Annotated in this window: 17 protein-coding genes, 4 rRNA genes and 1 pseudogene; 7 read left to right on the top strand and 15 right to left on the bottom strand. The window is 64.8% G+C overall.

Annotated elements, in window-relative coordinates; all coding sequences use genetic code 11:
• Positions 1-81 precede the first annotated feature (81 nt).
• From DMB86_RS08865 to DMB86_RS08845, 5 genes are all read left to right on the top strand, one after another.
• Positions 82-723 carry a GntR family transcriptional regulator gene (locus DMB86_RS08865; RefSeq protein WP_113717450.1) on the top strand — a complete coding sequence of 214 codons (642 nt, stop codon included), beginning with the start codon at positions 82-84 and terminating at the stop codon, positions 721-723.
• Positions 724-765: 42 nt separating this feature from the next.
• Positions 766-2,286 carry an MmgE/PrpD family protein gene (locus tag DMB86_RS08860; protein ID WP_113717449.1) on the top strand — a complete coding sequence of 507 codons (1,521 nt, stop codon included), beginning with the start codon at positions 766-768 and terminating at the stop codon, positions 2,284-2,286.
• 1 nt (position 2,287) lies between these two features.
• Positions 2,288-3,217, top strand: a complete 930-nt coding sequence (gene prpB / locus DMB86_RS08855) for a methylisocitrate lyase (RefSeq protein ID WP_113717448.1) — start codon at positions 2,288-2,290, stop codon at positions 3,215-3,217.
• 19 nt (positions 3,218-3,236) lie between these two features.
• Positions 3,237-4,376 (top strand): bifunctional 2-methylcitrate synthase/citrate synthase, encoded by a 1,140-nt coding sequence (locus DMB86_RS08850; protein ID WP_113717447.1) that lies wholly within the window; start codon positions 3,237-3,239, stop codon positions 4,374-4,376.
• A 97-nt stretch (positions 4,377-4,473) separates the two neighbouring features.
• A complete protein-coding gene (locus tag DMB86_RS08845) occupies positions 4,474-4,803 on the top strand; it encodes a cupin domain-containing protein (RefSeq protein ID WP_113717446.1) in 330 nt (109 codons plus the stop codon).
• A gap of 11 nt (positions 4,804-4,814) precedes the next feature.
• Here the strand turns inward: DMB86_RS08845 and DMB86_RS08840 are convergent, their stop codons facing one another.
• Positions 4,815-5,303, bottom strand: a complete 489-nt coding sequence (locus DMB86_RS08840) for an 8-oxo-dGTP diphosphatase (RefSeq protein ID WP_113717445.1) — start codon at positions 5,301-5,303, stop codon at positions 4,815-4,817.
• Positions 5,304-5,624: 321 nt separating this feature from the next.
• Between DMB86_RS08840 and DMB86_RS08835 the strand changes: the two are divergent.
• A pseudogene (locus tag DMB86_RS08835) lies at positions 5,625-5,835 on the top strand (acetamidase/formamidase family protein); the annotation flags it as partial.
• 107 nt (positions 5,836-5,942) lie between these two features.
• Here the strand turns inward: DMB86_RS08835 and xerD are convergent.
• From xerD to DMB86_RS20750, 9 genes are all read right to left on the bottom strand, one after another.
• The gene (xerD, locus tag DMB86_RS08830) at positions 5,943-6,956 is read right to left on the bottom strand and encodes a site-specific tyrosine recombinase XerD (protein WP_113717444.1); all 1,014 of its coding nucleotides are present in this window, start codon (positions 6,954-6,956) and stop codon (positions 5,943-5,945) included.
• Positions 6,953-7,645 (bottom strand): NUDIX domain-containing protein, encoded by a 693-nt coding sequence (locus DMB86_RS08825; protein ID WP_113717443.1) that lies wholly within the window; start codon positions 7,643-7,645, stop codon positions 6,953-6,955. Before DMB86_RS08825 ends, xerD begins: the two co-directional genes overlap by 4 nt.
• Before the next feature lie 7 nt (positions 7,646-7,652).
• The gene (locus tag DMB86_RS08820) at positions 7,653-9,359 is read right to left on the bottom strand and encodes a CTP synthase (protein WP_113717442.1); all 1,707 of its coding nucleotides are present in this window, start codon (positions 9,357-9,359) and stop codon (positions 7,653-7,655) included.
• Positions 9,360-9,427: 68 nt separating this feature from the next.
• A complete protein-coding gene (gene recN / locus DMB86_RS08815; RefSeq protein ID WP_113717441.1) occupies positions 9,428-11,158 on the bottom strand; it encodes a DNA repair protein RecN in 1,731 nt (576 codons plus the stop codon).
• Entirely contained in the window at positions 11,151-12,254 is a 1,104-nt protein-coding gene (locus DMB86_RS08810) for an NAD kinase (protein ID WP_113717440.1), read from the bottom strand. The genes recN and DMB86_RS08810 overlap by 8 nt, the downstream gene beginning before the upstream one ends.
• 26 nt (positions 12,255-12,280) lie before the next feature.
• A complete protein-coding gene (locus DMB86_RS08805; protein WP_113717439.1) occupies positions 12,281-13,087 on the bottom strand; it encodes a TlyA family RNA methyltransferase in 807 nt (268 codons plus the stop codon).
• A complete protein-coding gene (locus DMB86_RS08800; RefSeq protein ID WP_113717438.1) occupies positions 13,084-13,293 on the bottom strand; it encodes a hypothetical protein in 210 nt (69 codons plus the stop codon). Before DMB86_RS08800 ends, DMB86_RS08805 begins: the two co-directional genes overlap by 4 nt.
• An 8-nt stretch (positions 13,294-13,301) precedes the next feature.
• A complete protein-coding gene (locus DMB86_RS08795; RefSeq protein ID WP_113717437.1) occupies positions 13,302-14,294 on the bottom strand; it encodes an HAD-IIA family hydrolase in 993 nt (330 codons plus the stop codon).
• 4 nt (positions 14,295-14,298) lie between these two features.
• Positions 14,299-15,489, bottom strand: a complete 1,191-nt coding sequence (locus tag DMB86_RS20750; RefSeq protein WP_193926273.1) for a tetratricopeptide repeat protein — start codon at positions 15,487-15,489, stop codon at positions 14,299-14,301.
• On the opposite strand from DMB86_RS20750, the gene DMB86_RS20745 reads away from it, so the two are divergent.
• Positions 15,418-16,362, top strand: a complete 945-nt coding sequence (locus tag DMB86_RS20745; protein ID WP_193926272.1) for a hypothetical protein — start codon at positions 15,418-15,420, stop codon at positions 16,360-16,362. The two genes, DMB86_RS20750 and DMB86_RS20745, sit on opposite strands and share 72 nt — an antisense overlap.
• A 141-nt stretch (positions 16,363-16,503) precedes the next feature.
• On the opposite strand, the gene DMB86_RS08785 is transcribed toward DMB86_RS20745, so the two are convergent.
• The 5 genes from DMB86_RS08785 to rrf (DMB86_RS08765) all read right to left on the bottom strand — a co-directional run bounded on the left by DMB86_RS08785 (position 16,504) and on the right by rrf (DMB86_RS08765) (position 24,205).
• Positions 16,504-16,998, bottom strand: a complete 495-nt coding sequence (locus tag DMB86_RS08785) for an SRPBCC domain-containing protein (RefSeq protein ID WP_113717436.1) — start codon at positions 16,996-16,998, stop codon at positions 16,504-16,506.
• Between the two features lie 206 nt (positions 16,999-17,204).
• Positions 17,205-17,321: ribosomal RNA gene (gene rrf / locus DMB86_RS08780) — 5S ribosomal RNA — on the bottom strand.
• 225 nt (positions 17,322-17,546) lie between these two features.
• Positions 17,547-20,723 (bottom strand): 23S ribosomal RNA (locus tag DMB86_RS08775).
• Positions 20,724-21,300: 577 nt separating this feature from the next.
• Positions 21,301-22,835, bottom strand: a 16S ribosomal RNA gene (locus DMB86_RS08770).
• A gap of 1,253 nt (positions 22,836-24,088) precedes the next feature.
• A 5S ribosomal RNA gene (rrf, locus tag DMB86_RS08765) occupies positions 24,089-24,205 on the bottom strand.
• The 16S, 23S and 5S rRNA genes sit together here, the layout of an rRNA operon.
• Positions 24,206-24,211: the final 6 nt, after the last annotated feature.

Raw genomic sequence — 24,211 nt, 5'->3', positions numbered from 1 at the left:
CAATTTTTGCTTCTATGTATACACTAAGGAGAGCGGCAGCAACAGCAGCCGGATCAGGGCGGCGGGCGGACGGAGCGGTTCATGCGGGCAAGCGAGAAGGCATATGCCACGCTGCGCGGCGACATCGTCGATTGGCGGCTGCCACCGGGCACGGTCCTGGCCGAAGTGGAGCTGTCCGCACGCCTGGGCGTCTCACGCACCCCCGTCCGGGAAGCCCTCGCCCGGCTGACGGCCGAGGGCCTGGCCGAACCCCAGAGCGGCCGCGGCACCGTGGTCAGCGGCATCTCCCTGGACCACGTCGAGGAGCTTTTTGAACTGCGCTCGGCCCTGGAGTGCCGCGCCGCGGAACTGGCCGCGCGGAACCGGGACCGGGAGGTGTTCCTTGAACTGCACCGCCAGCTCGCCGACGCCGGCCGCCTCATCAGCGACCACGACCCCACGCGGCACAGCTACTACCGGCTGGCCGGCGAGTTGGACACCGCGATCGACGCCGCCGCCGGCAACCACTATCTGGCCCAGGCCCTGAAAAGCCTGCGCGTGCACCTGGTGCGCGTGCGCCGGCTCTCCAAGGACAACCCCTCCAGGCTGCGCGACGCCGCCCGGGAACACGCCGACATTGCCCTTGCCATAGCCAACGGCAACGCCGCCGTCGCCAGCGCCGCCACCACCGTCCACCTCGACAAGAGCCTCCGCCACCTGCTTCAGGGCGGCGCAACACCCTAACGCCTGCATTCACCTGTCCCCTTCCCCCGAAAAGGAATCCCCATGGTTGCCCAGCACACCGTCCGTGTCTACAAGAGCGAAGAGAACCTGCCCCGCGAGGACCAGCTCGCCTACAAGATCGCCAAGGTGGCCGCCGATCCCGTGGCCGTCACCCCCGAGGTGACGGACATGATCATCAACCGCGTGATCGACAACGCCTCCGTGGCCATCGCCTCCCTGAACCGCGGGCCCATCGTCGCAGCCCGCGCCCAGGCCCTGTCCCATGCCCCGTCCACGGGCGGTTCCGGCGCCAACGTCTTCGGCATCAAGGAGCGGGTCTCCCCCGAATGGGCCGCCTGGGCCAACGGCGTGGCCGTGCGCGAACTCGACTACCACGACACCTTCCTGGCCGCGGAGTACTCCCACCCCGGCGACAACATCCCGCCGATCCTCGCCGTCGCCCAGCACACCGGGGCCGCCGGCGCGGACCTCATCCGCGCCATCGCCACCGGCTACGAGATCCAGGTGGACCTGGTGAAGGCCATCTGCCTGCACAAGCACAAGATCGACCATGTGGCGCACCTCGGCCCGTCCGCCGCCGCCGGGATCGGCACCCTCCTGAACCTTGAAGTGGAGACCATCTTCCAGGCCGTGGGCCAGGGGCTGCACACCACCACGGCCACCCGCCAGTCGCGCAAGGGCGAAATCTCCACCTGGAAGGCACACGCCCCCGCCTTTGCCGGCAAGATGGCCGTGGAGGCCGCGGACCGCGCCATGCGCGGCCAGACCTCCCCGGTCCCGATCTACGAGGGCGAAGACGGCGTCATCGCGTGGATGCTGGACGGTCCGGACGCCCAGTACACGGTGCCGCTGCCGGCCGACGGCGAGGCCAAGCGCGCCATCCTGGACACGTACACCAAAGAGCACTCCGCCGAGTACCAGGCGCAGGCGTGGATCGACCTGGCCCGCAAGCTGCACGGCGAACACCCGGAAGCCACCGACCCGGCCAACGTGAAGTCGGTGCTGATCAAGACCAGCCACCACACGCACTATGTGATCGGCTCCGGCGCCAACGACCCCCAGAAGTACGATCCCACCGCTTCCCGGGAAACCCTTGACCACTCCATCCCGTACATCTTCACGGTGGCCCTCCAGGACGGCTCCTGGCACCACGTGGACTCCTACTCCCCCGAGCGGGCCGGCCGCCCCGACACCGTGGCGCTGTGGCACAAGGTCACCACGGAGGAGGACGCCGAGTGGACGCGCCGCTACCACTCCCTGGACATCGCGGAAAAGGCCTTTGGCGGCACCGTGGAGATCACGCTCAACGACGGCACGGTCATCACCGACTCCATCGCCGTCGCAGACGCGCACCCGCTGGGCGCCCGCCCGTTTGCCCGCGAGCAGTACATCAACAAGTTCCGGACCCTCGCCGCCGGCCTCGTCGAGGAAGCCGAGATCAACCGCTTCATCGCGGCAGCGGAAAACCTGCCCAACCTTGCCGCCGGGGAACTGGACCAGCTCAACATCACCGCGGCGCCCGGCGTCGTCGACCTCGCCGCCGCACCCAAGGGACTGTTTTAACATGCTGTATTCGAAGAAAACCGCCGAGGAGAAGCGCCGGGACCTCCGCGCCATCCTGGTCCCGGGCGCGGCCCGCCAGTTCCCGGGGGCCTTCAACCCGCTTTCGGCCCGCCTCATCGGGGAAAAGAAGTTCGACGGCGTCTACATCTCCGGCGCGGTCCTCGCCAACGACCTGGGGCTGCCCGACATCGGCATGACCACCCTGAGCGAGGTGGCCACGCGCGGCGGACAGATCGCCCGCATGACGGACCTGCCCTGCCTGATCGACGCGGACACCGGCTTTGGCGAGCCCATGAACGTGGCCCGCACCATCCAGGAGCTGGAAAACGCCGGCCTGGCCGGCTGCCACATCGAGGACCAGTTCAACCCCAAGCGCTGTGGCCACCTGGACGGCAAGAACATGGTGGACCTGGACACGGCGGTCAAGCGCATTGCCGCCGCCGCCGACGCCCGCCGCGACCCCAACTTCCTCATCATGGCCCGCACCGACCTGCGTGCCGTCGAGGGCCTGGACGCGGCCATCAACCGGGCCAAGGCACTCGTGGACGCCGGCGCAGACGCCATCTTCCCGGAGGCCATGAAAAGCGTCGCCGAGTTTGAGGCCGTGTGCAAGGCCGTGAACGTGCCGGTGCTGGCAAACATGACGGAGTTTGGCAAGAGCGAACTGTTCACCCGGGATGCGCTGGCCACGGCCGGCGTGGCCATGATCATCTACCCGGTGACCCTGCTGCGCAGTGCCATGGGGGCCGCCGAACGGGTGCTGGATGCCATTGCCGACGACGGCACCCAGGAGGCCGCCGTGCCGGACATGCTCACTCGCGCCCGGCTCTATGAACTGGTTGACTACGAGGCGTATAACCAGTTTGATACAGGCATCTTCAATTTTCAGGTTCCCGGCCTGGACATCACCACCAACAACGCGAATCTCTAGGCCCTAAGGAGCACCCACTGTGAGTGACGAAGACGTACGTAAGGGCCTGGCCGGCGTCGTGGCCGACTACACGGCCATTTCCAAGGTCAACCCGGAGTCCAACTCCCTGCTTTACCGCGGCTACCCGGTGCAGGAGCTGGCCGCCGCCAAGTCCTTTGAGGAAGTGGCACTGCTGCTGTGGAACGGCGAACTGCCCACCGAGGAGGAGCTGACCGCGTTCGAGGCCTTTGAACGGGCCAACCGGGCGCTGGATGCCAACGTGCGGGCCGCCATCGACCTGCTGCCGCTGGACTGCCATCCCATGGATGTGGGCCGCACGGCCGTCTCCGTCCTCGGCGCCAACCACGCGCTCGCCGAAGATTCCTCGCCCGCGGCGGAACTGGAAAAGGCCAAGGAGCTGTTCGCCCAGTTCCCGGCCGTCGTCGCCTACGACCAACGCCGCCGTCGCGGTTTGGCAGCGGTGGAGCCGCGGGAGGACTTGGACTACGCGCACAACTTCCTGTGGATGACCTTCGGCGAGGAGGCGGCCCCGGAGGTGGTTGACGCCTTCCGCGTCTCCATGGTGCTCTACGCCGAGCACTCCTTCAACGCCTCCACCTTCACGGCGCGGGTGGTGACGTCCACGCTCTCGGACCTGCATTCGGCCGTCACCGCCGCCATCGGCGCCCTGAAGGGTCCGCTGCACGGCGGCGCCAACGAGGCCGTCATGCACACCTTCGACGAGATCGGCATCCGCAAGGAGGAGTCTCGCGAGGAGGCCGCGGCACGCGCCAAGGCGTGGATGGAAAACGCCCTGGCGCAGAAGAAAAAGGTCATGGGCTTCGGCCACCGCGTCTACAAGAACGGCGATTCGCGCGTGCCCACCATGAAGGGCGCGCTGGACAAAATGATTGCGCACTTCGACAGGCCGGAAATCCTGGGCCTCTACGACGGGCTGCAGCAGGCCATGGCGGAGGCCAAGGCCATCAAGCCCAACCTGGACTACCCGGCCGGCCCCACCTATCACCTGATGGGCTTCGACACCGACATGTTCACGCCCATCTTCATCGCCTCACGCATCACCGGATGGACGGCGCACATCATGGAACAGCGCGCGGCCAACGCGCTGATCCGCCCGCTGAGCGCCTACAACGGCGTGGACGAACGCCACCTGGGCTGACGCGGACGTTGAGGTGTCGGGCACACCGGCACTGTCCGGTGATTGCAGGTAGTGTAATTGGGACCTAGCCCACACCGCGCACAGTTGAAGGAGCACCGTGGAAAAATCGTCATTGACCGCACTAGCCAGGGAACTGCTGGGAAACGCCAAGGCGGGCACCAACGGGCGCAGCGCCCGGACCGTCTACGGCGGGCATGAACGGGTCCTGCGCCAGACGGTGATCGCCCTGACGGCCGGCTCCATGCTGGACGAACACGACAACCCCGGCGAGGCGACGGTCCAGGTGCTCAGCGGCCGCCTGGTCCTGGCCACCGGGGACGTCTCCTGGGAAGGGTGCACCGGGGACCATCTGGTGGTGCCCAACACGCGCCACTCGGTCAAGGCCCTGGAGGATTCAACGTTCCTGTTGACGGTCGCCAAGCCCTGACGACGCGGCAACTAGTCGTCCACAGGGGTGCGGGAGCTGGAGGCGACGGTCTGGTTGTCGGGGTTCATCTCGATGCGCCAGTCTGCCCGCTCCCCGGCCAGGAACGCCGGCAGCCAGTGGATGGCGTCCGCCCACATCAGCTCTTCCGGCAGTTGTGACACCGGGTACCAGTGCGGGGCGATTTCATCGCTTTCCCCGGCCTCCCCGGCAAAGAGCCGGCACAGGTAGACGGTGGTGTCCATGTCCCATTCGGGCCTGGCCGGAAACACGAAGCGCACCGTGCCCGCCGGAATCAGGTCGGGCTCCAGCACCGTAATGCCGGATTCCTCGTCCACCTCCCGACAGATGGCCTGTGCCGTGGTTTCGCCCGGTTCAACGTGCCCGCCAATCCCGACCACCTTGCCCACGCCGAAGCCTGTCTTTTTCAGCCCCAGGAGCACCTGCTCCATCCCGTGGGAGGTGCGGAGCAGGAAGCACAGGGTCACGGCAGCGGCAGTCATGCTTCCAGCGTAGGCGCGGAACCGGCGTCGTCCCGTATGGCACGGCGACCGCCACGGCAGTTCCCCTCCGCCGCGCCCAGTCCGTGTCCCTCACCCGCTGAACTGCTCGGGGAAAGCGGCTGTTCCCATCACCGCGGCTCTCCATCGCCGGCGCGTCCGCCTACCGGCTGATCGAGGCCAGCAATCGCAGCGCCCACATCCCGGAGGTCGTATCCTCGCCCGGAGCCGGGAGCCACGGCGGCCGGCGGCACCGTACACCTCCAATCCCCTGCACCAAAAGCTGCCCCGCCCCTGACGCTGCGCCGGCATCTTTCGGGCAACAACGGCGGCGGCTTCCTCACCGAGTAATTCCCCCGATGCCTACAAGGCGGTCTGGGACTTCACCGGCCAGGTGGCCACCTCCCGCCATGTGCCGGAGGTCCGCTTTGAGGGCCTGATCCATCCCGGCCTCATGGGCACCGCGCCGTCGGCGCCATTGCTGGCGAAATGGAACAAGCGCGAAGGGGACCTGATCGCCACCGATCCGCTGCGCGGCATCGGCGCACCCCGCGCCGCGAACGCCTAACCGCCCTCTCACCGGGCGCGCCGGCCGGCCCCGTGTCCGGGCGGGCCGCATGTCCCGGCCGTGATCTTAAGGACCTACCCGAGCGCCCGCGGATGGGCTGCCGCGTACACTTCCCTGAGGGTCTCGGCCGTGACCAGCGTATAGACCTGTGTGGTGGTCACGGAGGCGTGGCCCAGCAGTTCCTGCACCACGCGCACATCGGCGCCGCCCTCCAGCAGGTGGGTCGCGAAGGAGTGGCGCAGGGTGTGCGGGGACACGTCCGCGGTGACGCCTGCCCGCTCCGCCGCAACCTTCAAGATGCTCCAGGCGCTCTGCCGGCTGATCCGGCCGCCCCGGGTGTTAAGGAACAACGCGGGGGAGCCTTTCCCCTTGGCAGCCAGGCTGCCGCGCCCGCGCACCAGGTAGGCATCGAGGGCACGCAGGGCGTAGGAGCCGATCGGCACCAGCCGTTCCTTGGAGCCCTTGCCGAACAGCCGCACCAGCGACGGGCCGTCGTCGTCCGGGCCGGCCAGGACAAGGTCATCCACGTCCAGCCCGACCGCCTCGCTGATGCGTGCCCCTGTTGAGTAAAGGAATTCAAGCATCGCCGTGTTGCGCAGGCCGGCTGCGCTGTCCGAGCCGGCAGCCTCCAAAATGGCGGTGACGTCGTCGACGCTGATGGCCTTGGGCAGGCGGCGCCCGGGCATGGGCGGATGGACGTCCACGGCGGGGTCGGCGTCCGTGAGTCCCTCCAGCGCCCAGAACCTGTGCAGGCCCCGCACGGCCACAATGGTGCGTGCGGCGGAGCGGAGGCCCAGGGCCGAGCCGCCGTCGCCGCCGTCGGCGAGGGCCTGGGCGAATGCGCTCACGTGGTGCCTGGTGATGTCGCCCGGCGTCGTGACGGGCACGTCCGCCAGGAAGTGTTCGTAGCGGGCAAGGTCGCGCCGGTAGGCCTGCAGCGTGTTGGCGGCCAGGCCGCGCTCCACGCCGACGTGCTGGAGGTAGTCGCCGATGGCCCGGTCCAGTTCGGAGGCACCGCCGGCACGACCCTGCCCGGCCGCAGACGTGGCGGCCACAGACGTGCCGGCAACTGCCGCGTGTCCCGTCATTGGCCGCGCTGGCTGGGATGCGCCGGCCAGGGGGCGCGTGCCTGCCGCAGCGTGGTGAAGCCGTTCCGGGCGGCGGATTGCGCGGCCAGGATGCCGACCACGGCCGATGGGTTGTGGATCCGCCCCTCCATGGCCGCGGCCGCGGCGTCGTCGAGGTCCACCCAGCGGAACTGGATCTCGGCCTCCTCGTCCGTGCGCACGTGCCGATCGGCTTCGGGAATCCAGGAGAGGGAACGGGCCAGGTAGATCCGGATGGCCTCGCTGGAGGAGCCGGGCGAGGTGAAGAAATCGACCAGCACGTGCCAATCCGCGGCCTGCAGGTCCGCTTCCTCGGCCAGTTCGCGGGCGGCGCCCGCCACGAAGTCCTCGCCCTCCACGTCAAGCAGGCCCGCGGGGATCTCCCACAGGTCCATCTGGACAGGATGGCGGTACTGGCGCAGCAACAGCACCTGGTCGTGGTCATTGAGGACGACGACGGCCACGGCGCCCGGGTGGGCAATGTAGTCGCGGGTGAGCGGTTCCGTGCCGGGCGCGAGGCTGAAGGTGTCCGAGACAACGTCCCAGATCCTCCCCCGGTACACCGTCGTGGAGGACTGGAGCGCACGGCGGCTGGGCGTGTCAGCCACCGGCCGTGCATCAACAGCGGGAGGCTGCGTGTCCGCCGTCGACGGCGAGCCGGGTGAGGTCATGACAGAGCTAGACCTCCAGCAGCCGGGTGGCGTTCTGGCGCTCCAGCGCGGCAGCAATCAGGCCGGCGAAGAGCGGGTGCGGCCGGGTGGGGCGCGAGCTCAGTTCCGGGTGCGCCTGGGTGGACACATAGTAAGGGTGCACCTCGCGGGGCAGTTCCACAAACTCCACCAGCTTGCCGTCGGGCGACGTTCCGGAGAACACGAGACCGGCCGCGGCAAGCTGGTCGCGGTACTTGTTGTTGACCTCGTAGCGGTGGCGGTGGCGTTCGGCGACGTCGGTCCGGCCGTAGGTTTCGGCAATGACCGAGCCGTCGGTGAGGACGGCCGGGTACAGGCCCAGGCGCATGGTGCCGCCGAGGTCGCCCTTGCCGTCCACGATGTCCAGCTGCTCTTCCATGGTGGCGATGACGGGGTACTCCGGGTTCACGTCAAACTCCGACGAGGAGGCGCCTTCCAGCCCCACCACGTCGCGGGCGTACTCGATGACCATGCACTGCAGGCCCAGACACAGGCCCAGCGTGGGGATCTGGTTTTCCCGGGCGTATTTCAGGGCGCCGAGCTTGCCTTCCAGGCCGCGGATGCCGAAGCCGCCGGGCACGCAGATGCCGTCCACGTCCGAGAGGGCCTTGATGGCCCCGGCCTCGGTGGCGCAGTCGTCGGACGGGACCCAGCGGATCTTGACCTTCGTGCTGTTGGCGAAGCCGCCGGCCCGCAGCGCCTCGGTCACGGACAGGTAGGCGTCCGGCAGGTCGATGTATTTGCCGACCAGGGCGATCTCGATGTGGTGCGCCGGGTTGTGGACGGCCTCGAGCAGCGCGTCCCACTTGGTCCAGTCCACGTCCTTGAACGGCAGGTCCAGCGCGCGGACGATGTAGGAGTCCAGGCCCTGGGAGTGCAGCGTCTTGGGGATGTCATAGATGCTGGGGGCGTCCGGGCAGCCGATGACGGCTTCGACGTCCACGTCGCAGGCGCGGCCGATCTTGGCGTGCATTGCCTCGGGCAGCACGCGGTCGGAGCGCAGGATGATGGCGTCCGGCTGGATGCCCAGGGAGCGGAGGGCGGCCACGGAGTGCTGCGTCGGCTTGGTCTTCAGCTCCTGGGACGGGCCGATGTAGGGCACCAGGGAGACATGGGCGAAGAACACGTTGTTGCGGCCCACGTCCTGGCGCACCTGCCGTGCGGACTCCAGGAACGGCTGCGACTCGATGTCGCCGACGGTGCCGCCAATTTCGGTGATGATGACGTCCGGGGCGTTCGGGCCCTCGGCGGGAAGGCGCATCCGGCGCTTGATCTCATCGGTGATGTGCGGGATGACCTGGACGGTGTCGCCGAGGTATTCGCCGCGGCGTTCCTTGGCAATGACCGTGGAGTACACCTGGCCGGTGGTGACATTGGCGGAGCCTTCGAGGTTCTCGTCCAGGAAGCGCTCGTAGTGGCCAATGTCGAGGTCGGTTTCGGCGCCGTCGTCCGTGACGAAGACTTCGCCGTGCTGGAAGGGATTCATTGTGCCCGGATCCACGTTGAGGTAGGGATCAAGCTTTTGCATAGTGACCGAGAGGCCGCGTGCGCGGAGCAGGTGGCCGAGGCTGGACGCCGTCAACCCCTTGCCGAGCGAAGACGCGACACCGCCGGTGACGAAGATGTGTTTGGTCGTTTTGGATTGACCACTGAACCGGGAATTTGATCGTTGCACCACGGAATTCGAGCCTATCATCTTATGAGCCAATAATGATCCGCCACCGCCGGCCACGCAGATGGCAGCCGGCAGGTAACACGTTGGTCCTACGGTGCTGCCGCCCGGGCGTCCGCCAACAGTTCCCTGGCGTGTGCCTGCGCGGTGGCCGAATCCTCCTGTCCAGCCAGCATGCGGGCCAGTTCGCGCACCCGCTCCGAATCATCCAAAAGCCGCACGTTGCTGGTGGTAATGCCCCCAGTGGAGTTGTTGCCCACTGAGCTTTTGGTCACGAGGATGTGCTGGTCCGCGAAGGCGGCGACCTGCGGCAGGTGGGTGACCACCAGAACTTGGACATGCCGGGCCAGCATGGCCAGCCGGCGCCCAATTTCGACGGCGGCCTTGCCACCCACACCGGAGTCCACCTCGTCGAACACGAAGGTGGGGACGGGGTCGACGGCGGCCAGCACCACTTCCAGCGCCAGCATCACGCGGGAAAGTTCACCCCCGGAGGCGCCCTTGCCCAGCGGGCGCGGCGAGGTGCCGGCGTGGGGCTGGAGCAGGAAGGTGATGTCGTCGGCGCCGTGGATGCCGCGTTCGGCCGGTGCCAGCTCGATGACCAGTTTTGCATCCGGCATGGCCAGTGCCTTCAGTTCCGCGCTGACCTGCCGGGAGAGGGCGTCGGCCGCGGCGCGGCGCAGTTTCGTGACGTTGGCGGCGAGCTTTTCGAGTTCCCTCAGGGACGCCGCCACCTCGGCCTCGAGAGTTTCAATCCGGCCGGAGTCGTCGGTGAGCTCATCCAGGCGCGCCCGGGCGTTGTCCGCCCATTGCAGGACTTCGTCAACGGTCGGGGCGTACTTGCGCACCAGCACTGCCAGTTCGCCGCGGCGGTCCTCCACCTCGGCCAGCCTTCCGGGCCCCTCGGAATCCAGCGAGGTGGCATAGCCGGCCAGGTCACGCGCAATGTCCGCCAGCAGGTAGCCAACTTCGGAGACGCGCTTGCCCAGCCCGGCCAGTTCATCGTCGGAGTCCGCCACGGTTTCCAGCAGCCGCTTGGCGGTGTCCACCAGGGTCACGGCGTCCGCAGCGTCTCCATAGTCCTCGGACAGCAGCGCCTCGTGGGCGCCGAGGGACGCCTTGCGCAGTTCCTCCACATTGCCCAGCTTGACGGCCTCGGCCTTCAGGAGCTCGTCTTCGGCTTCCTGGGGCGCGACGGCGTCAATCTCCGCCAGGGCGGCCGCCAGCGATTCGGCCTCCCGCAGCCGCTCCCGGCTGGAACTGCGCAGCAGCTCCAGCTCCGCCTGCGACGCCCCCCACCGCTCAAAAACCTCCACGTACGTGGCCATCGCTGCCGGGAACTGCTTTTGGGCTTCGGCGGCGAACTTGTCCAGTGCCTCACGCTGGGGTCCGGCGCCCTTGAGCCGGATCTGGTCCGACTGCCCGTGCACCGCCACCAGGGTCTCCCCCAGCTCGGCCAGCACGCCGATGGGTGCGCTGCGCCCGCCCACGTGCGCCCTGCTGCGCCCGTCGGCACCCACGGTGCGGGCCAGGATCAGCTCGGCGCCGCCGTCGAACTCGTCGATGTCCGCCCCCGCCTCCTGGGCGCGGGCCAGGGCCGCATGGCCGGCCGGGAGCGTGAGCGTGGCCTCGGCGGAGGCGCTCTTGGCACCGTTGCGCACCGCACCGGCGTCGGCCCGGTTTCCCAGCAGAAGTCCGACGGCGGTGACCACCATGGTCTTTCCGGCACCGGTTTCGCCGCTGACCACGCTCAGGCCCGGGCCCAGGGGCAGGGTGGACTCGGAGATGACGCCGAGGTCGCGGATCCGTATTTCCTCAATCATGAAGCGGCCAGACCCCCTCAAGGTTGTTTGGCTGGTCGTTGCGGTAGGCGGGGTGGCCGGCGCCGTCAGGGCCGCCGGTGACGGTCAGGTCCGGCACCGGCGGTACCCGGCCGGCATGCGGCCCGTCCGGCTGGGTCTTGGGCTTGGGCGGGCGGATGACTGGAAGCTGTGTGGTGGGAGGAGCCGTCTCCTCGCCGGACGGGCCCCGCCAACCCTGCACGGGCAGCTCGAATTTGCGCACCAGGCGTTCGGAGAACGGCGACTGCTGGGTCCGGGCCAGCTTCACCGGCTGGTTGGAGCGGGTCACCTCGATGCGGGAGCCGGGCAACAGGTCAACGGTGCGGCGGCCGTCGCACCAGATCACGCCATGGGCGCCGTTGCGGGTGAGCACTTCCACAGCCAGCGTGGACGTCGGGGCCACCACGAGCGGCTTGGCGAAGAGCGCGTGGGCGCTGATGGGCACCATGAGCAGCGCCTCCACCTCCGGCCACACCACGGGGCCGCCGGCGGAGAAGGCGTAGGCGGTGGAGCCTGTGGGCGTCGCCATGACCACGCCGTCGCAGCCGAAGGAACTCAGCGGCCGGCCGTCCACCTCCGTGACCACTTCGATCATGCGTTCTCGGTTGCCCTTTTCCAGGGCAACCTCGTTCAAGGCCCAGGTGTGGGTGACCACCTTGCCTTTGACCCGCACAGTGACGTCCAGGGTCATGCGCTCCTCCACGGAGTATTCACGCCGCACCACCCAGTCGACGGTCTGGACCAGGTCCGCCCGCTCGCTCTCCGCCAAAAATCCCACGTGGCCCAGATTGACGCCGAGCAGGGGGAGGTCGTGGTCGCGCACGAGCTCCGCGGCACGCAGGATGGTGCCGTCCCCGCCAAGCACCATGACCAATTCAATGTCGGCCAGGGTGACGTCGCGGTCCAGGATTTCCATGCTGACATCGGAGACGCCCAGGTAGCCGGTCATGTCCGCCAGCTCGTCGGCGTACATGACCGGCACAATGTTGTTGGCGTGGAGCTGCACGCACGCTTCAAGTGCGGCAATCATCGATTCCTCGCGCCCCGTGTGGGCAAGAATCAAGACGCGGCGTGTCATGTGCGTGGGCTTCCTCAAGGTAGGCGTCAGGGCCAGAGCTGTGCCAGCAATCCCTCCACGGCACGGCCCTGTTCTTCGATCTTATGTGTCCCCGCCGACACTTCGCGGCTTGCCCACAGAAAATACTCCACATTTCCGTCCTGCCCGGGCAGTGCGCTGGTGCCGAGCCCACGCAGGGCCAGGCCGTTGGCCAGCGCGGACCGGGCCACCTGTCCGACGGCGCGCCGCCGTTCGTTTTCGCTGCTGACGACGCCGGTCCTCGCCAGCCGTTCGCGGCCCACCTCGAACTGTGGCTTGACCATGAGCAGGAGGTCCCCGCCTGGTCGTGTCGCGAGGGCGAGGGGTCCCATGACCAGGGTGAGGGAAATGAAGGACAGATCGCACACTGTCAGGTCGGCGGGTCCGCCGATCTCAGCGGCGTCCATGTAGCGGATGTTGACGCCTTCATGGACGTCCACGCGGGGATCCCCGCGCAGTTCCTGGACCAGCTGGCCATGGCCCACGTCGACGGCGGCCACGCGGACGGCGCCGTTGCGCAGCAGGACGTCGGTGAAGCCACCGGTGGAGGCGCCGGCGTCGAAGCACCGTTTGCCGGCGACAGTGACCTGCGGAAAGCAGGCCAAGGCGCCGGCCAGCTTGTGGCCGGCGCGGGAGACGTAGTCGGGGCCGGCGTCGCGGGCAATGTCAATGTCGGCATCAGGGCCGACTGACAGGGAAGGCTTGGCCGCCGGTGTGCCATTGACGCTGACCCGCCCGGCCTTGATCAGGGCGGCTGCCAACGTGCGGGAGCGGGCCAGCCGGCGGTCCACCAGTTCCTGGTCGAGCCGGGTCATTCGGCCCCGCCATCGGCCCCGGCCGCGGAGCCGGTTCCGGTGCCGGCAGCAATGTGTGCTGCGGGGTCGGCGTCAAGCTCGCGCTGCAACTGTTCCATGAGCGATGTGTAGAACCCGCTGTGGTCGGCGGTGGGCAGCCCTGCGGCCTCCCCCGCGCGAGCCACAACAGCATCCACGGCGGGGTCGCCTGTGAGTTCCGCATCCATGCGATTCATTATTCCGGGTTTTTCCACACCAGCCGTGGGCCGGTGACTGTGTCTGTTTCAGGGACGGCGGCCCACCAGGCGGCACAGCCGGCGCGCCAGGCGTTTAGGTCGTCCTGGCTTCCGGTGATGGTCAGGACGCCGTCCGCCACGGCCGCGGCAGCGGCACCGCAGGTAACGCGTCCGGCGTCGTGCTCCACCTCGGGATACGGCTGGTACAACTCCTTGAGCGAGGCGATGATGAAGCGCGGGCGCTCGGCGGACCTGGCCTCGAGCGCCGATTCCGCGGAGTCAACGCCGGTGAGCACCAGAGCCGTGGCCATGCCGGCGTTGTTGCCGCCGAGGATGTCGGTGTCCAGGCGGTCGCCGACCACCAACGGCTTCCGTGCGCCCAGGCGCCGGGCCGCCGTATGGAACAGCGGCGCCTCCGGCTTGCCGGCCACGAGGGGGTCGTGGTCGACGGCAGCGCGCACAGCCGCCACCATCGTCCCGTTGCCGGGCGCGATGCCCCGGTCCTGCGGGATGGTCATGTCCGTGTTGGTGGCGATCCACGCGGCGCCCGCGTTGATGGCAAACGCGGCCTCGGCGAGGGCCTGCCAACCCAGCTGCGGGTCAAAGCCCTGGATGACGACGTCGGGGCGTTCCTCCGCGCTTTCCACGGACGTCATGCCCACCAGCTCAATCTCGCGGACCAGTGCCGCACTGCCCACCACCAGAACCTTGCTGCCCTGAGGAAACTTTCCGGCCAGGAGTGCGGCGCCGGCCTGGGCCGAGCTGACCACCTGGTCGTCTTCGGCGGGGGCGCCGAGTTCGCGGAGGTGCGCCGCCACGTGGGCCGGGGTGCGTGAGGCGTTGTTGGTCACGTACCCCAGCTTCACGTCGACGCCGGCCAGTCCCCCCAGCGCGTCGATGGCGCCGGGGATGGGGTTCGGCCCGGCGTATACCACGCCGTCCAAATCGGCGAGGACGGCGTCAAAACCGCTCAGCAAGGTCTCCGAGGGCAAGGCTCTAGTCCTCGTCCCGGTGTTCGGACTCGCCAAGATCCCCGTCCCGCTGATCGAGCTCGGCGTCCGGCCGATCTACGGCCTCTTCCGCGCTGGCTTCGTCGGATTCCACGTCGTCGGACTCGAAGTAGTCCGATTCGGCGTCGTCCACTTCGGTCTCGTCGTGTTCGTTGGTGGGATTGTCCCGCCCGGCGGACGCCGGCGCGGCGGCCGGCTCCATGACATCGGAGACGCGCACCCGGGGCGCGTCCAGCGGGATGTCCTCATCGTCGCCCAGGTCCACGATGATCGAGTCTGTGGTGTCGTCGAGGCCGAGGGCCTCCTCGGCCACCAGCGCCTGGCGTTCCCACGTCTTGGCCTCCGCCTTGCGGTCGGCGGCGCGCAGCACCATGGCGTAGGCCCGGAAAAGACGGGGACTGAAGGAGAAGGCGCGATTCATGTCCAACTGCGGGATTTCCAAAACTGACAGTGCGGCGTCGAGGTCGCCGAGGTCGCCACGGGCACCGGATTCGACGATGGCCAGTTCCACCTTGCCGGCAGTGTCCAGCGTTTCGGCTTCTTCCGACTGGATCAAGTCCAGTGCCTTGTCCGGTCGTCCCAGCCCGCGTTCGCAGTCGGCCATGAGCGGCAGGTGCACATTGGAACCGCTGATGCGGCGGTACGTGCGCAATTCCCGAAGCGCTTCCGAGTAGTTGCCGGCGGCGTAGGCGGTCATGGCGACTGCCTCACGGACGCAGGCCAGGCGGCCACCTCGGCGGCTTGCGGCCAGCGCGTGCTCGAAGGCCAGCTCCGGCTCAAAGTCGATCAGCCGACCGGCCATGACCAGGTGTTTGGAGACCCATTCGTTGTTGCGGGAATCCAGGATGCGCAGCTGGGCCCGGGTGACTTTATCGAGCTCTTCACCGGTGACGTCCTGGTCAATTTCCGGCGAGCGGGCGCGGTCCGCCCGATTCGAGCTGCGCAGGTCTGCTGAGTTGCGGGGCGGCGGTGTGCGGGGGCCGCCGCCTTCGCGGTCTCCCTGGGGACGGCTGCTATACGGGCGGTCGCCCCCTTGGCGTGCCGGGCGTTCCCCACGGCCGTCGCGGCGGTCGTCGCCGGCGCTACCGCGGTCGTCCCGGTTGCCATGAGGGCGATCCGAGCCGCGCTGGCCTCGGTCACCAAAGGGCTTGCGGTCTTCACGTCGTCCGTTGACCACGGGGCGGTCTGCGCCGCGGTTCTCACGATTACCGTAGGGACGGTCCCCACCCGAACGGGCCGGACGGTCACCGTAGGGACGGCCACCCTGGCCGCCACGGTCGTCACGATTACCGTACGGACGGTCCCCACCCGAACGGGCCGGACGGTCACCGTAGGGACGGCCACCCTGGCCGCCACGGTCGTCACGATTGCCGTACGGACGGTCCCCACCCGAACGGGCCGGACGGTCACCGTAGGGACGGCCACCCTGGCCGCCACGGTCGTCACGATTGCCGTACGGACGGTCCCCACCCGAACGGGCCGGACGGTCACCGTAGGGACGGCCACCCTGGCCGCCACGGTCGTCACGATTGCCGTACGGACGGTCCCCACCCGAACGGGCCGGACGGTCACCGTAGGGACGGCCACCCTGGCCGCCACGGTCGTCACGATTGCCGTACGGACGGTCCCCACCCGAACGGGCCGGACGGTCACCGTAGGGACGGCCACCCTGGCCGCCACGGTCGTCACGATTGCCGTACGGACGGTCCCCACCCGAACGGGCCGGACGGTCACCGTAGGGACGGCCACCCTGGCCGCCACGGTCGTCACGATTACCGTAGGGACGGTCCCCACCCGAACGGGCCGGACGATCACCGTAGGGACGGCCACCCTGGCCGCCACGGTCGTCACGATTACCGTAGGGACGGTCCCCACCCGAACGGGCCGGACGATCACCGTAGGGACGGCCGCCCTGGCCGCCACGGTCATCGGGCCCGGTGTAGGGTTTGCGTTCCTTGCGATCCCCGGCGGGCGGACGTTCACCGTAGGGGCGGCCGCCGGAGACGCCGCGGTTTTCGCCGTTAAAGTCTCCGCCGCTGCGTCCCTGTGAATTTCCTTCGCGGTTGCCACCGTGTTGCTCAGCCATGCCGACTCCTAAACCTTTGAGCGCACCAACTGGCACAGTAACAGCCGCTCTTCACTATTGATCTCATACTGCCAAAATCTTGGGCCCAAATGACCCCACTACAGTCTAGTCGAGGCTCGGAGCCCCACCCATGAATCTGGCGTACTTGGCCAAGATGAGTGGCCAATCACAGTACTTGTCGTATTGCTCCCGCCCCAGTACGCCGTCGGCCCAGCCGTTGTGAACGAGCGTCACGCGCGTGCCTCGCTCGACGGGGTCAAACTTCACCGTGAGGGTCGTCGGGGCGAGCGGATTCCCCGCCAAATACCAGTCGAGCCCCAGGGACGAAGGCGGCAGCCACTCCCGAACTTCTGCCCACAGCTGCTCACGGCCGTCCGGGGCGTTCTCGATAAGCCTGCGACCCTCGAAACCGGCGTGGGCTTCCGAACCGTACCCGCTATAGGCCGCCATGGGCCACCACAGATGGACGCCATCGGTGAAGCCGTCAAAGGCGAATTCGGCTTGTACGGGGACTAGCACTGCGGCAGTCCGTGCTTCGAGTCCGTTGCCCTGCGCGAATTCGGAACGCCGCTTGGGAGCATGCGAAAAAATACCGTCCATCTTCCCAGCCTACAGAGGCATCCTTCACCGTCACTACGTACGACGTCGATTGGTTCCCACGGGGTTTTCGGCCTGCCGTTCGGACTGGTGGGGCTTGAGAATATTGCGGTGGCTGCGGCGGTCTGATCCGGGCGTGTGGTAGTTGGTTGTTAAAGTTGGGGAGGCCCCAACACTGGTGTGTTGGGGCCTCTACCCTTGTTGGTGTTGTCCGGCGGTGTCCTACTCTCCCACATCCTCTCGAATGCAGTACCATCGGCGCTGTGGGTCTTAGCTTCCGGGTTCGGAATGGGACCGGGCGTTTCCCCCACGCTATGACCACCGTAACTCTTCCTCCGCCCGCGGTGCCGGCCCCTTGGTGTTGGGGTTTCGGTGGTGCGGGGGAATTCTGTAGTTGGTGTCCTGTTGTGGACAACAGTATTTGATTATACACGCCCTTCCCGGCCCCTTTGGGGGGGTGGGTGGGTGTGCTGGTTTTTCCCGGGGCGCAAACCTGTTGGGTTTGTTGTTGGGGAACCATATAGTGAACGCGGGCATGTGGTGTTGTTTTTGTGGTGTAAGTTATCGGCCTATTAGTACCGGTCGGCTTCACGAGTCTTTAGTCCTCGCTTCCACGTCCGGCCTATCAACCCAGTGGTCTGCTGGGGGCCTCTCACACGCTAGGTGCATGGAAATCTCATCTTGAAGCGGGCTTCCCGCTTAGATGCTTTCAGCGGTTATCCCATCCGAACGTAGCCAATCAGCGATGCACTTGGCAGTACAACTGACACACCAGAGGTTCGTCCGTCCCGGTCCTCTCGTACTAAGGACAGCCCTTCTCAAATTTCCTGCGCGCGCAGCGGATAGGGACCGAACTGTCTCACGACGTTCTAAACCCAGCTCGCGTACCGCTTTAATGGGCGAACAGCCCAACCCTTGGGACCTACTCCAGCCCCAGGATGCGACGAGCCGACATCGAGGTGCCAAACCATGCCGTCGATATGGACTCTTGGGCAAGATCAGCCTGTTATCCCCGAGGTACCTTTTATCCGTTGAGCGACGGCCATTCCACAATGTGCCGCCGGATCACTAGTCCCGACTTTCGTCCCTGCTCGACATGTCTGTCTCACAGTCAAGCTCCCTTGTGCACTTACACTCGATACCTGATTGCCAACCAGGCTGAGGGAACCTTTGGGCGCCTCCGTTACTCTTTAGGAGGCAACCGCCCCAGTTAAACTACCCATCAGGCACTGTCCCTGACCCGGATTACGGGCCGAAGTTAGATGTCCAAAGTGACCAGAGTGGTATTTCAACGATGACTCCGCCGCCACTGGCGTGACGGTTTCACAGTCTCCCACCTATCCTACACAAGCCACTCCGAACACCAATACCAAACTATAGTAAAGGTCTCGGGGTCTTTCCGTCCTGCTGCGCGTAACGAGCATCTTTACTCGTACTGCAATTTCGCCGAGTTTATGGTTGAGACAGCGGGGAAGTCGTTACTCCATTCGTGCAGGTCGGAACTTACCCGACAAGGAATTTCGCTACCTTAGGATGGTTATAGTTACCACCGCCGTTTACTGGGGCTTAAATTCTCAGCTTCGCCGCACGAGTGCGGCTAACCGGTCCTCTTAACCTTCCAGCACCGGGCAGGAGTCAGTCCGTATACATCGTCTTGCGACTTCGCACGGACCTGTGTTTTTAGTAAACAGTCGCTTCCCCCTGGTCTCTGCGGCCCACACCCGCTCACGGGACGCGATGGTCCCTTCACGGGGCAGGCCCCCCTTCTCCCGAAGTTACGGGGGCATTTTGCCGAGTTCCTTAACCATAATTCTCTCGATCGCCTTGGTATTCTCTACCTGATCACCTGTGTCGGTTTGGGGTACGGGCGGTCCGAACCTCGCGTCGATGCTTTTCTTGGCAGCATGGGATCACCAAATTCCCCCTTGCGGGGGTCCCGTCAGATCTCAGGAGCGCCAACCCAATGGCCACGCGACGGATTTGCCTATCGCGTTCCCTACATCCTTAGACCGGGACAACCATCGCCCGGCTTGGCTACCCTCCTGCGTCACACCTGTTAATACGCTTGCCTCCCCGGTTCAGTTCCCACGCGCCCCACACATTCCTGGCCCGAAGGCACGCAAATGGTGGTTTGGGCGGTTAGTATCACCGGCTCAACATTGGCGGTTCTTCACCGGTACGGGAATATCAACCCGTTGTCCATCGACTACGCCTGTCGGCCTCGCCTTAGGTCCCGACTTACCCAGGGCAGATTAGCTTGACCCTGGAACCCTTGATCATTCGGCGGACGGGTTTCTCACCCGTCTTTCGCTACTCATGCCTGCATTCTCACTCGTGTGGGCTCCACCGCTAGTTCACACTGCGGCTTCCATGCCCACACGACGCTCCCCTACCACTCCAAACCCCTGAACCACGGAACGAATCCACGGCTAGGGTACATGTTTGAAATCCACAACTTCGGCGGTGTACTTGAGCCCCGCTACATTGTCGGCGCGGAATCACTTGACCAGTGAGCTATTACGCACTCTTTTAAGGATGGCTGCTTCTAAGCCAACCTCCTGGTTGTCTAAGCAATCCCACATCCTTTCCCACTTAGCACACGCTTAGGGGCCTTAGTTGGTGGTCTGGGCTGTTTCCCTCTCGACTATGAAGCTTATCCCCCACAGTCTCACTGCCACGCTCTCACTTGCCGGCATTCGGAGTTTGGCTGACGTCAGTAACCTTGTAGGGCCCATTAGCCATCCAGTAGCTCTACCTCCAGCAAGAAACACGCAACGCTGCACCTAAATGCATTTCGGGGAGAACCAGCTATCACGAAGTTTGATTGGCCTTTCACCCCTACCCACAGCTCATCCCCTCCATTTTCAACTGAAGTGGGTTCGGTCCTCCACGCGCTCTTACACACGCTTCAACCTGGCCATGGGTAGATCACTTCGCTTCGGGTCTAGATCACGCCACTGCAACGCCCTGTTCAGACTCGCTTTCGCTACGGCTTCCCCACACGGGTTAACCTCGCGACGTAACACTAACTCGCAGGCTCATTCTTCAAAAGGCACGCCATCACCACAACAACCACCCCCAAGGGGGCGCGGCGGCTCTGACGGATTGTAAGCACACGGTTTCAGGTACTATTTCACTCCCCTCCCGGGGTACTTTTCACCTTTCCCTCACGGTACTTGTCCGCTATCGGTCATTAGGTAGTATTTAGGCTTATCAGGTGGTCCTGACAGATTCACACGGGATTTCTCGGGCCCCGTGCTACTTGGGAAAAATCACCCGGAGGCGTGCCATGCATTTCGGTTACGGGACTCTCACCCTCTACGGCAGGCCATTCAAAGCCCTTCACCTATACACGCACCTAACCCCCCACCGGCCCGGCAGGACCAGTACGGCAACTCCCACAACCCCGACCATGCAACGCCCGCCGGCTATCACACATGGCACGGTTTAGCCTGATCCGCGTTCGCTCGCCACTACTGACGGAATCACTATTGTTTTCTCTTCCTGTGGGTACTGAGATGTTTCACTTCCCCACGTTCCCCCCACACACCCTATATATTCAGGTGCGGGTCACCACCTGGCCTCACGACCGGTGGCGGGGTTTCCCCATTCGGACACCCTCGGATCAAAGTTCGGTTATCAACTCCCCGAGGCTTATCGCAGATTCCTACGTCCTTCTTCGGCTCCTAATGCCAAGGCATCCACCGTGTGCCCTTAAAAACTTGACCACAAAAAACAGTCAACACACACTAAAACACTTATCGAGAGAACCATGAAACCGCCACCACCAACACCCCACAGGGCGCCGGCAGCATCAGATCCAGGTTCAAACATACTCAAAGAAATTGCTTCCTTTATAAGATGCTCGCGTTCACTATATAGTTCTCAAACAACAACCCCAACACACACCACCCCGCCAGGGAACACCAACACCCCAAAAAGGGGCACCGGCACCACCCGGCGAACCGGCCATGCACGGGAAAACCACGAAACACAACACCCCCACCCCCCCAACCAAGGGAAGGCAACGGGAACGTTGTTGTTCCAGGACCCAACAGTGTGCCAAACACCACCCAACACCACAAACCAACCCTCCATGATCCGTTCCCCACCCCCTTTCCACGCAAGCGCAAAAAAGGAGCCGTACTAGAACCGGGCCGGCCCGTGCCGCCAGGCACCTGCTTTATTGATATTCCACCCTTGAGCGGCCCGCCCGGAAACATGCGTCCCGGCAGCAGGCCATACTCCACGCACCCCCCACGAACGGTCCATGCGGACCCCGTGCAGGTGCCTGGTGCTCCTTAGAAAGGAGGTGATCCAGCCGCACCTTCCGGTACGGCTACCTTGTTACGACTTAGTCCCAATCGCCAGTCCCACCTTCGACCACTCCCTCCCTTGCGGGTTGGGCCATGGGCTTCGGGTGTTACCAACTTTCGTGACTTGACGGGCGGTGTGTACAAGGCCCGGGAACGTATTCACCGCAGCGTTGCTGATCTGCGATTACTAGCGACTCCGACTTCATGGGGTCGAGTTGCAGACCCCAATCCGAACTGAGACCGGCTTTTTGGGATTAGCTCCACCTCACAGTATCGCAACCCATTGTACCGGCCATTGTAGCATGCGTGAAGCCCAAGACATAAGGGGCATGATGATTTGACGTCGTCCCCACCTTCCTCCGAGTTGACCCCGGCAGTCTCCCATGAGTCCCCGGCACTACCCGCTGGCAACATAGAACGAGGGTTGCGCTCGTTGCGGGACTTAACCCAACATCTCACGACACGAGCTGACGACAACCATGCACCACCTGTAAACCGGCCGCAAGCGGGGCACCCGTTTCCGGGCGTTTCCAGTCCATGTCAAGCCTTGGTAAGGTTCTTCGCGTTGCATCGAATTAATCCGCATGCTCCGCCGCTTGTGCGGGCCCCCGTCAATTCCTTTGAGTTTTAGCCTTGCGGCCGTACTCCCCAGGCGGGGCACTTAATGCGTTAGCTACGGCGCGGAAAACGTGGAATGTCCCCCACACCTAGTGCCCAACGTTTACGGCATGGACTACCAGGGTATCTAATCCTGTTCGCTCCCCATGCTTTCGCTCCTCAGCGTCAGTTAATGCCCAGAGACCTGCCTTCGCCATCGGTGTTCCTCCTGATATCTGCGCATTTCACCGCTACACCAGGAATTCCAGTCTCCCCTACATCACTCTAGTCTGCCCGTACCCACCGCAGATCCGGAGTTGAGCCCCGGACTTTCACGGCAGACGCGACAAACCGCCTACGAGCTCTTTACGCCCAATAATTCCGGATAACGCTTGCGCCCTACGTATTACCGCGGCTGCTGGCACGTAGTTAGCCGGCGCTTCTTCTGCAAGTACCCTCAACCACACAACGTGCGGCCTTGTTCCCTACTGAAAGAGGTTTACAACCCGAAGGCCGTCATCCCTCACGCGGCGTCGCTGCATCAGGCTTGCGCCCATTGTGCAATATTCCCCACTGCTGCCTCCCGTAGGAGTCTGGGCCGTGTCTCAGTCCCAGTGTGGCCGGTCACCCTCTCAGGCCGGCTACCCGTCGTCGCCTTGGTAGGCCATTACCCCACCAACAAGCTGATAGGCCGCGAGTCCATCCAAAACCACAAAAGCTTTCAACCCCCCACCATGCGGCAGAAAGTCAATATCCAGTATTAGACCCAGTTTCCCAGGCTTATCCCAGAGTTAAGGGCAGGTTACTCACGTGTTACTCACCCGTTCGCCACTAATCCCCGATGCAAGCACCGGATCATCGTTCGACTTGCATGTGTTAAGCACGCCGCCAGCGTTCATCCTGAGCCAGGATCAAACTCTCCGTTAATAAAACAAACAGACACACAACAACGCACCGGAAAAAGACACGAAGCCATGCACTAAATTCGAAACCAGCTAAACGATCATGCATCACCACAGGGGCGGCAACACACAACCAAATAACCAATCCATAAAACAATAAATTGGTATCAATAAAACTTGGCACACTATTGAGTTCTCAAACAACAACCGCGTCCGAGTAATCACTAAATGTTTTTCTCACTTAGATTTCATCGGCACAACATCTATACTTTATTTCATCGGAATTCACTTTGTCCAATCCGCACCCTGTGCGGCTCATCACTCCATAAATCCCACAAATCCCACATTCCAACCAAACAAACCCAATCGAAAAGACGACTGTATTCATTCAAATAATTAAGGGTTTTGGCTTCTTGCGACATGGCGGGCCCTTCCCCGCAAGCAGGGTGCCCAGCGTCGCGCAAGCAACAGATAGAACACTACACAGCCACCCACCCCCAACGCAAATCAAACACAACCCACCCCACCACACACCAACAAGACAGGGGCAAATCCGCCGGCTACTTGTACACCTGCCGCCGGTGGGCGCCTCGAACAGTGGCAAGCAGCCGTCCACCATCGACGTCGTAAAGCACTCTGGTAGTCCCCGACGCGTATCCGCTACGCATTGCTCTCCCCGACAAGCCTTGGCGGCTTGTGGGCCTGGATCCAGTTCGAGCCCACCGGGACACTATGAGGTGGGGGTGGCTAGGTTTGCTGCCCGTCCGGGGTGGCCATTGTCCGGCGAGGATGCGACGGCCAACCCCTGTATCCAGTTTCTGAAGTTCTTTCGCGGCAGCGGTGGCGAGCTCGACGATGTATGGGATCACGCGCCAAACTCAGGGCGTAGCTCGTCCAAGCCTGCGCAACCTCCGTCATCTGCAGCCTTGGCGGCCAGTATTCCGAGAGGCCAAGAGGCATCTCCAGCTGTACAAGCAGTTCAAAGCCCTCAGGACTGATGAGCGCTGCTGCCGGCTTGCCGTTCTTTGCAATCTGCACGCGCCCGTGAGACTACCTCGGACGTCCCACGGCGTCGGCAGGCCCGGCCACTCCCCAACGCATGAATGGTCCGCGACGCCGGTGTAGCAGCTGAGTACCCAATCGAAGGACACTCGCGAACGTGCATCGGACATCGGTCGTGCATGTCCAGGCGTGGAACGGACGGCGTGCGGTGTTTGTGGGGTTAAAGTTGGGGAGGCCCCAACACTGGTGTGTTGGGGCCTCTACCCTGTTGGTGTTGTCCGGCGGTGTCCTACTCTCCCACATCCTCTCGAATGCAGTACCATCGGCGCTGTGGGTCTTAGCTTCCGGGTTCGGAATGGGACCGGGCGTTTCCCCCACGCTATGACCACCGTAACTCTT

Origin of the sequence: Arthrobacter dokdonellae, from assembly GCF_003268655.1 — a bacterium.
Lineage (GTDB): Bacteria > Actinomycetota > Actinomycetes > Actinomycetales > Micrococcaceae > Specibacter > Specibacter dokdonellae.
Note: the sequence above shows the minus strand (reverse complement) of the source record. Positions and strands in the feature narration are given on the sequence as shown.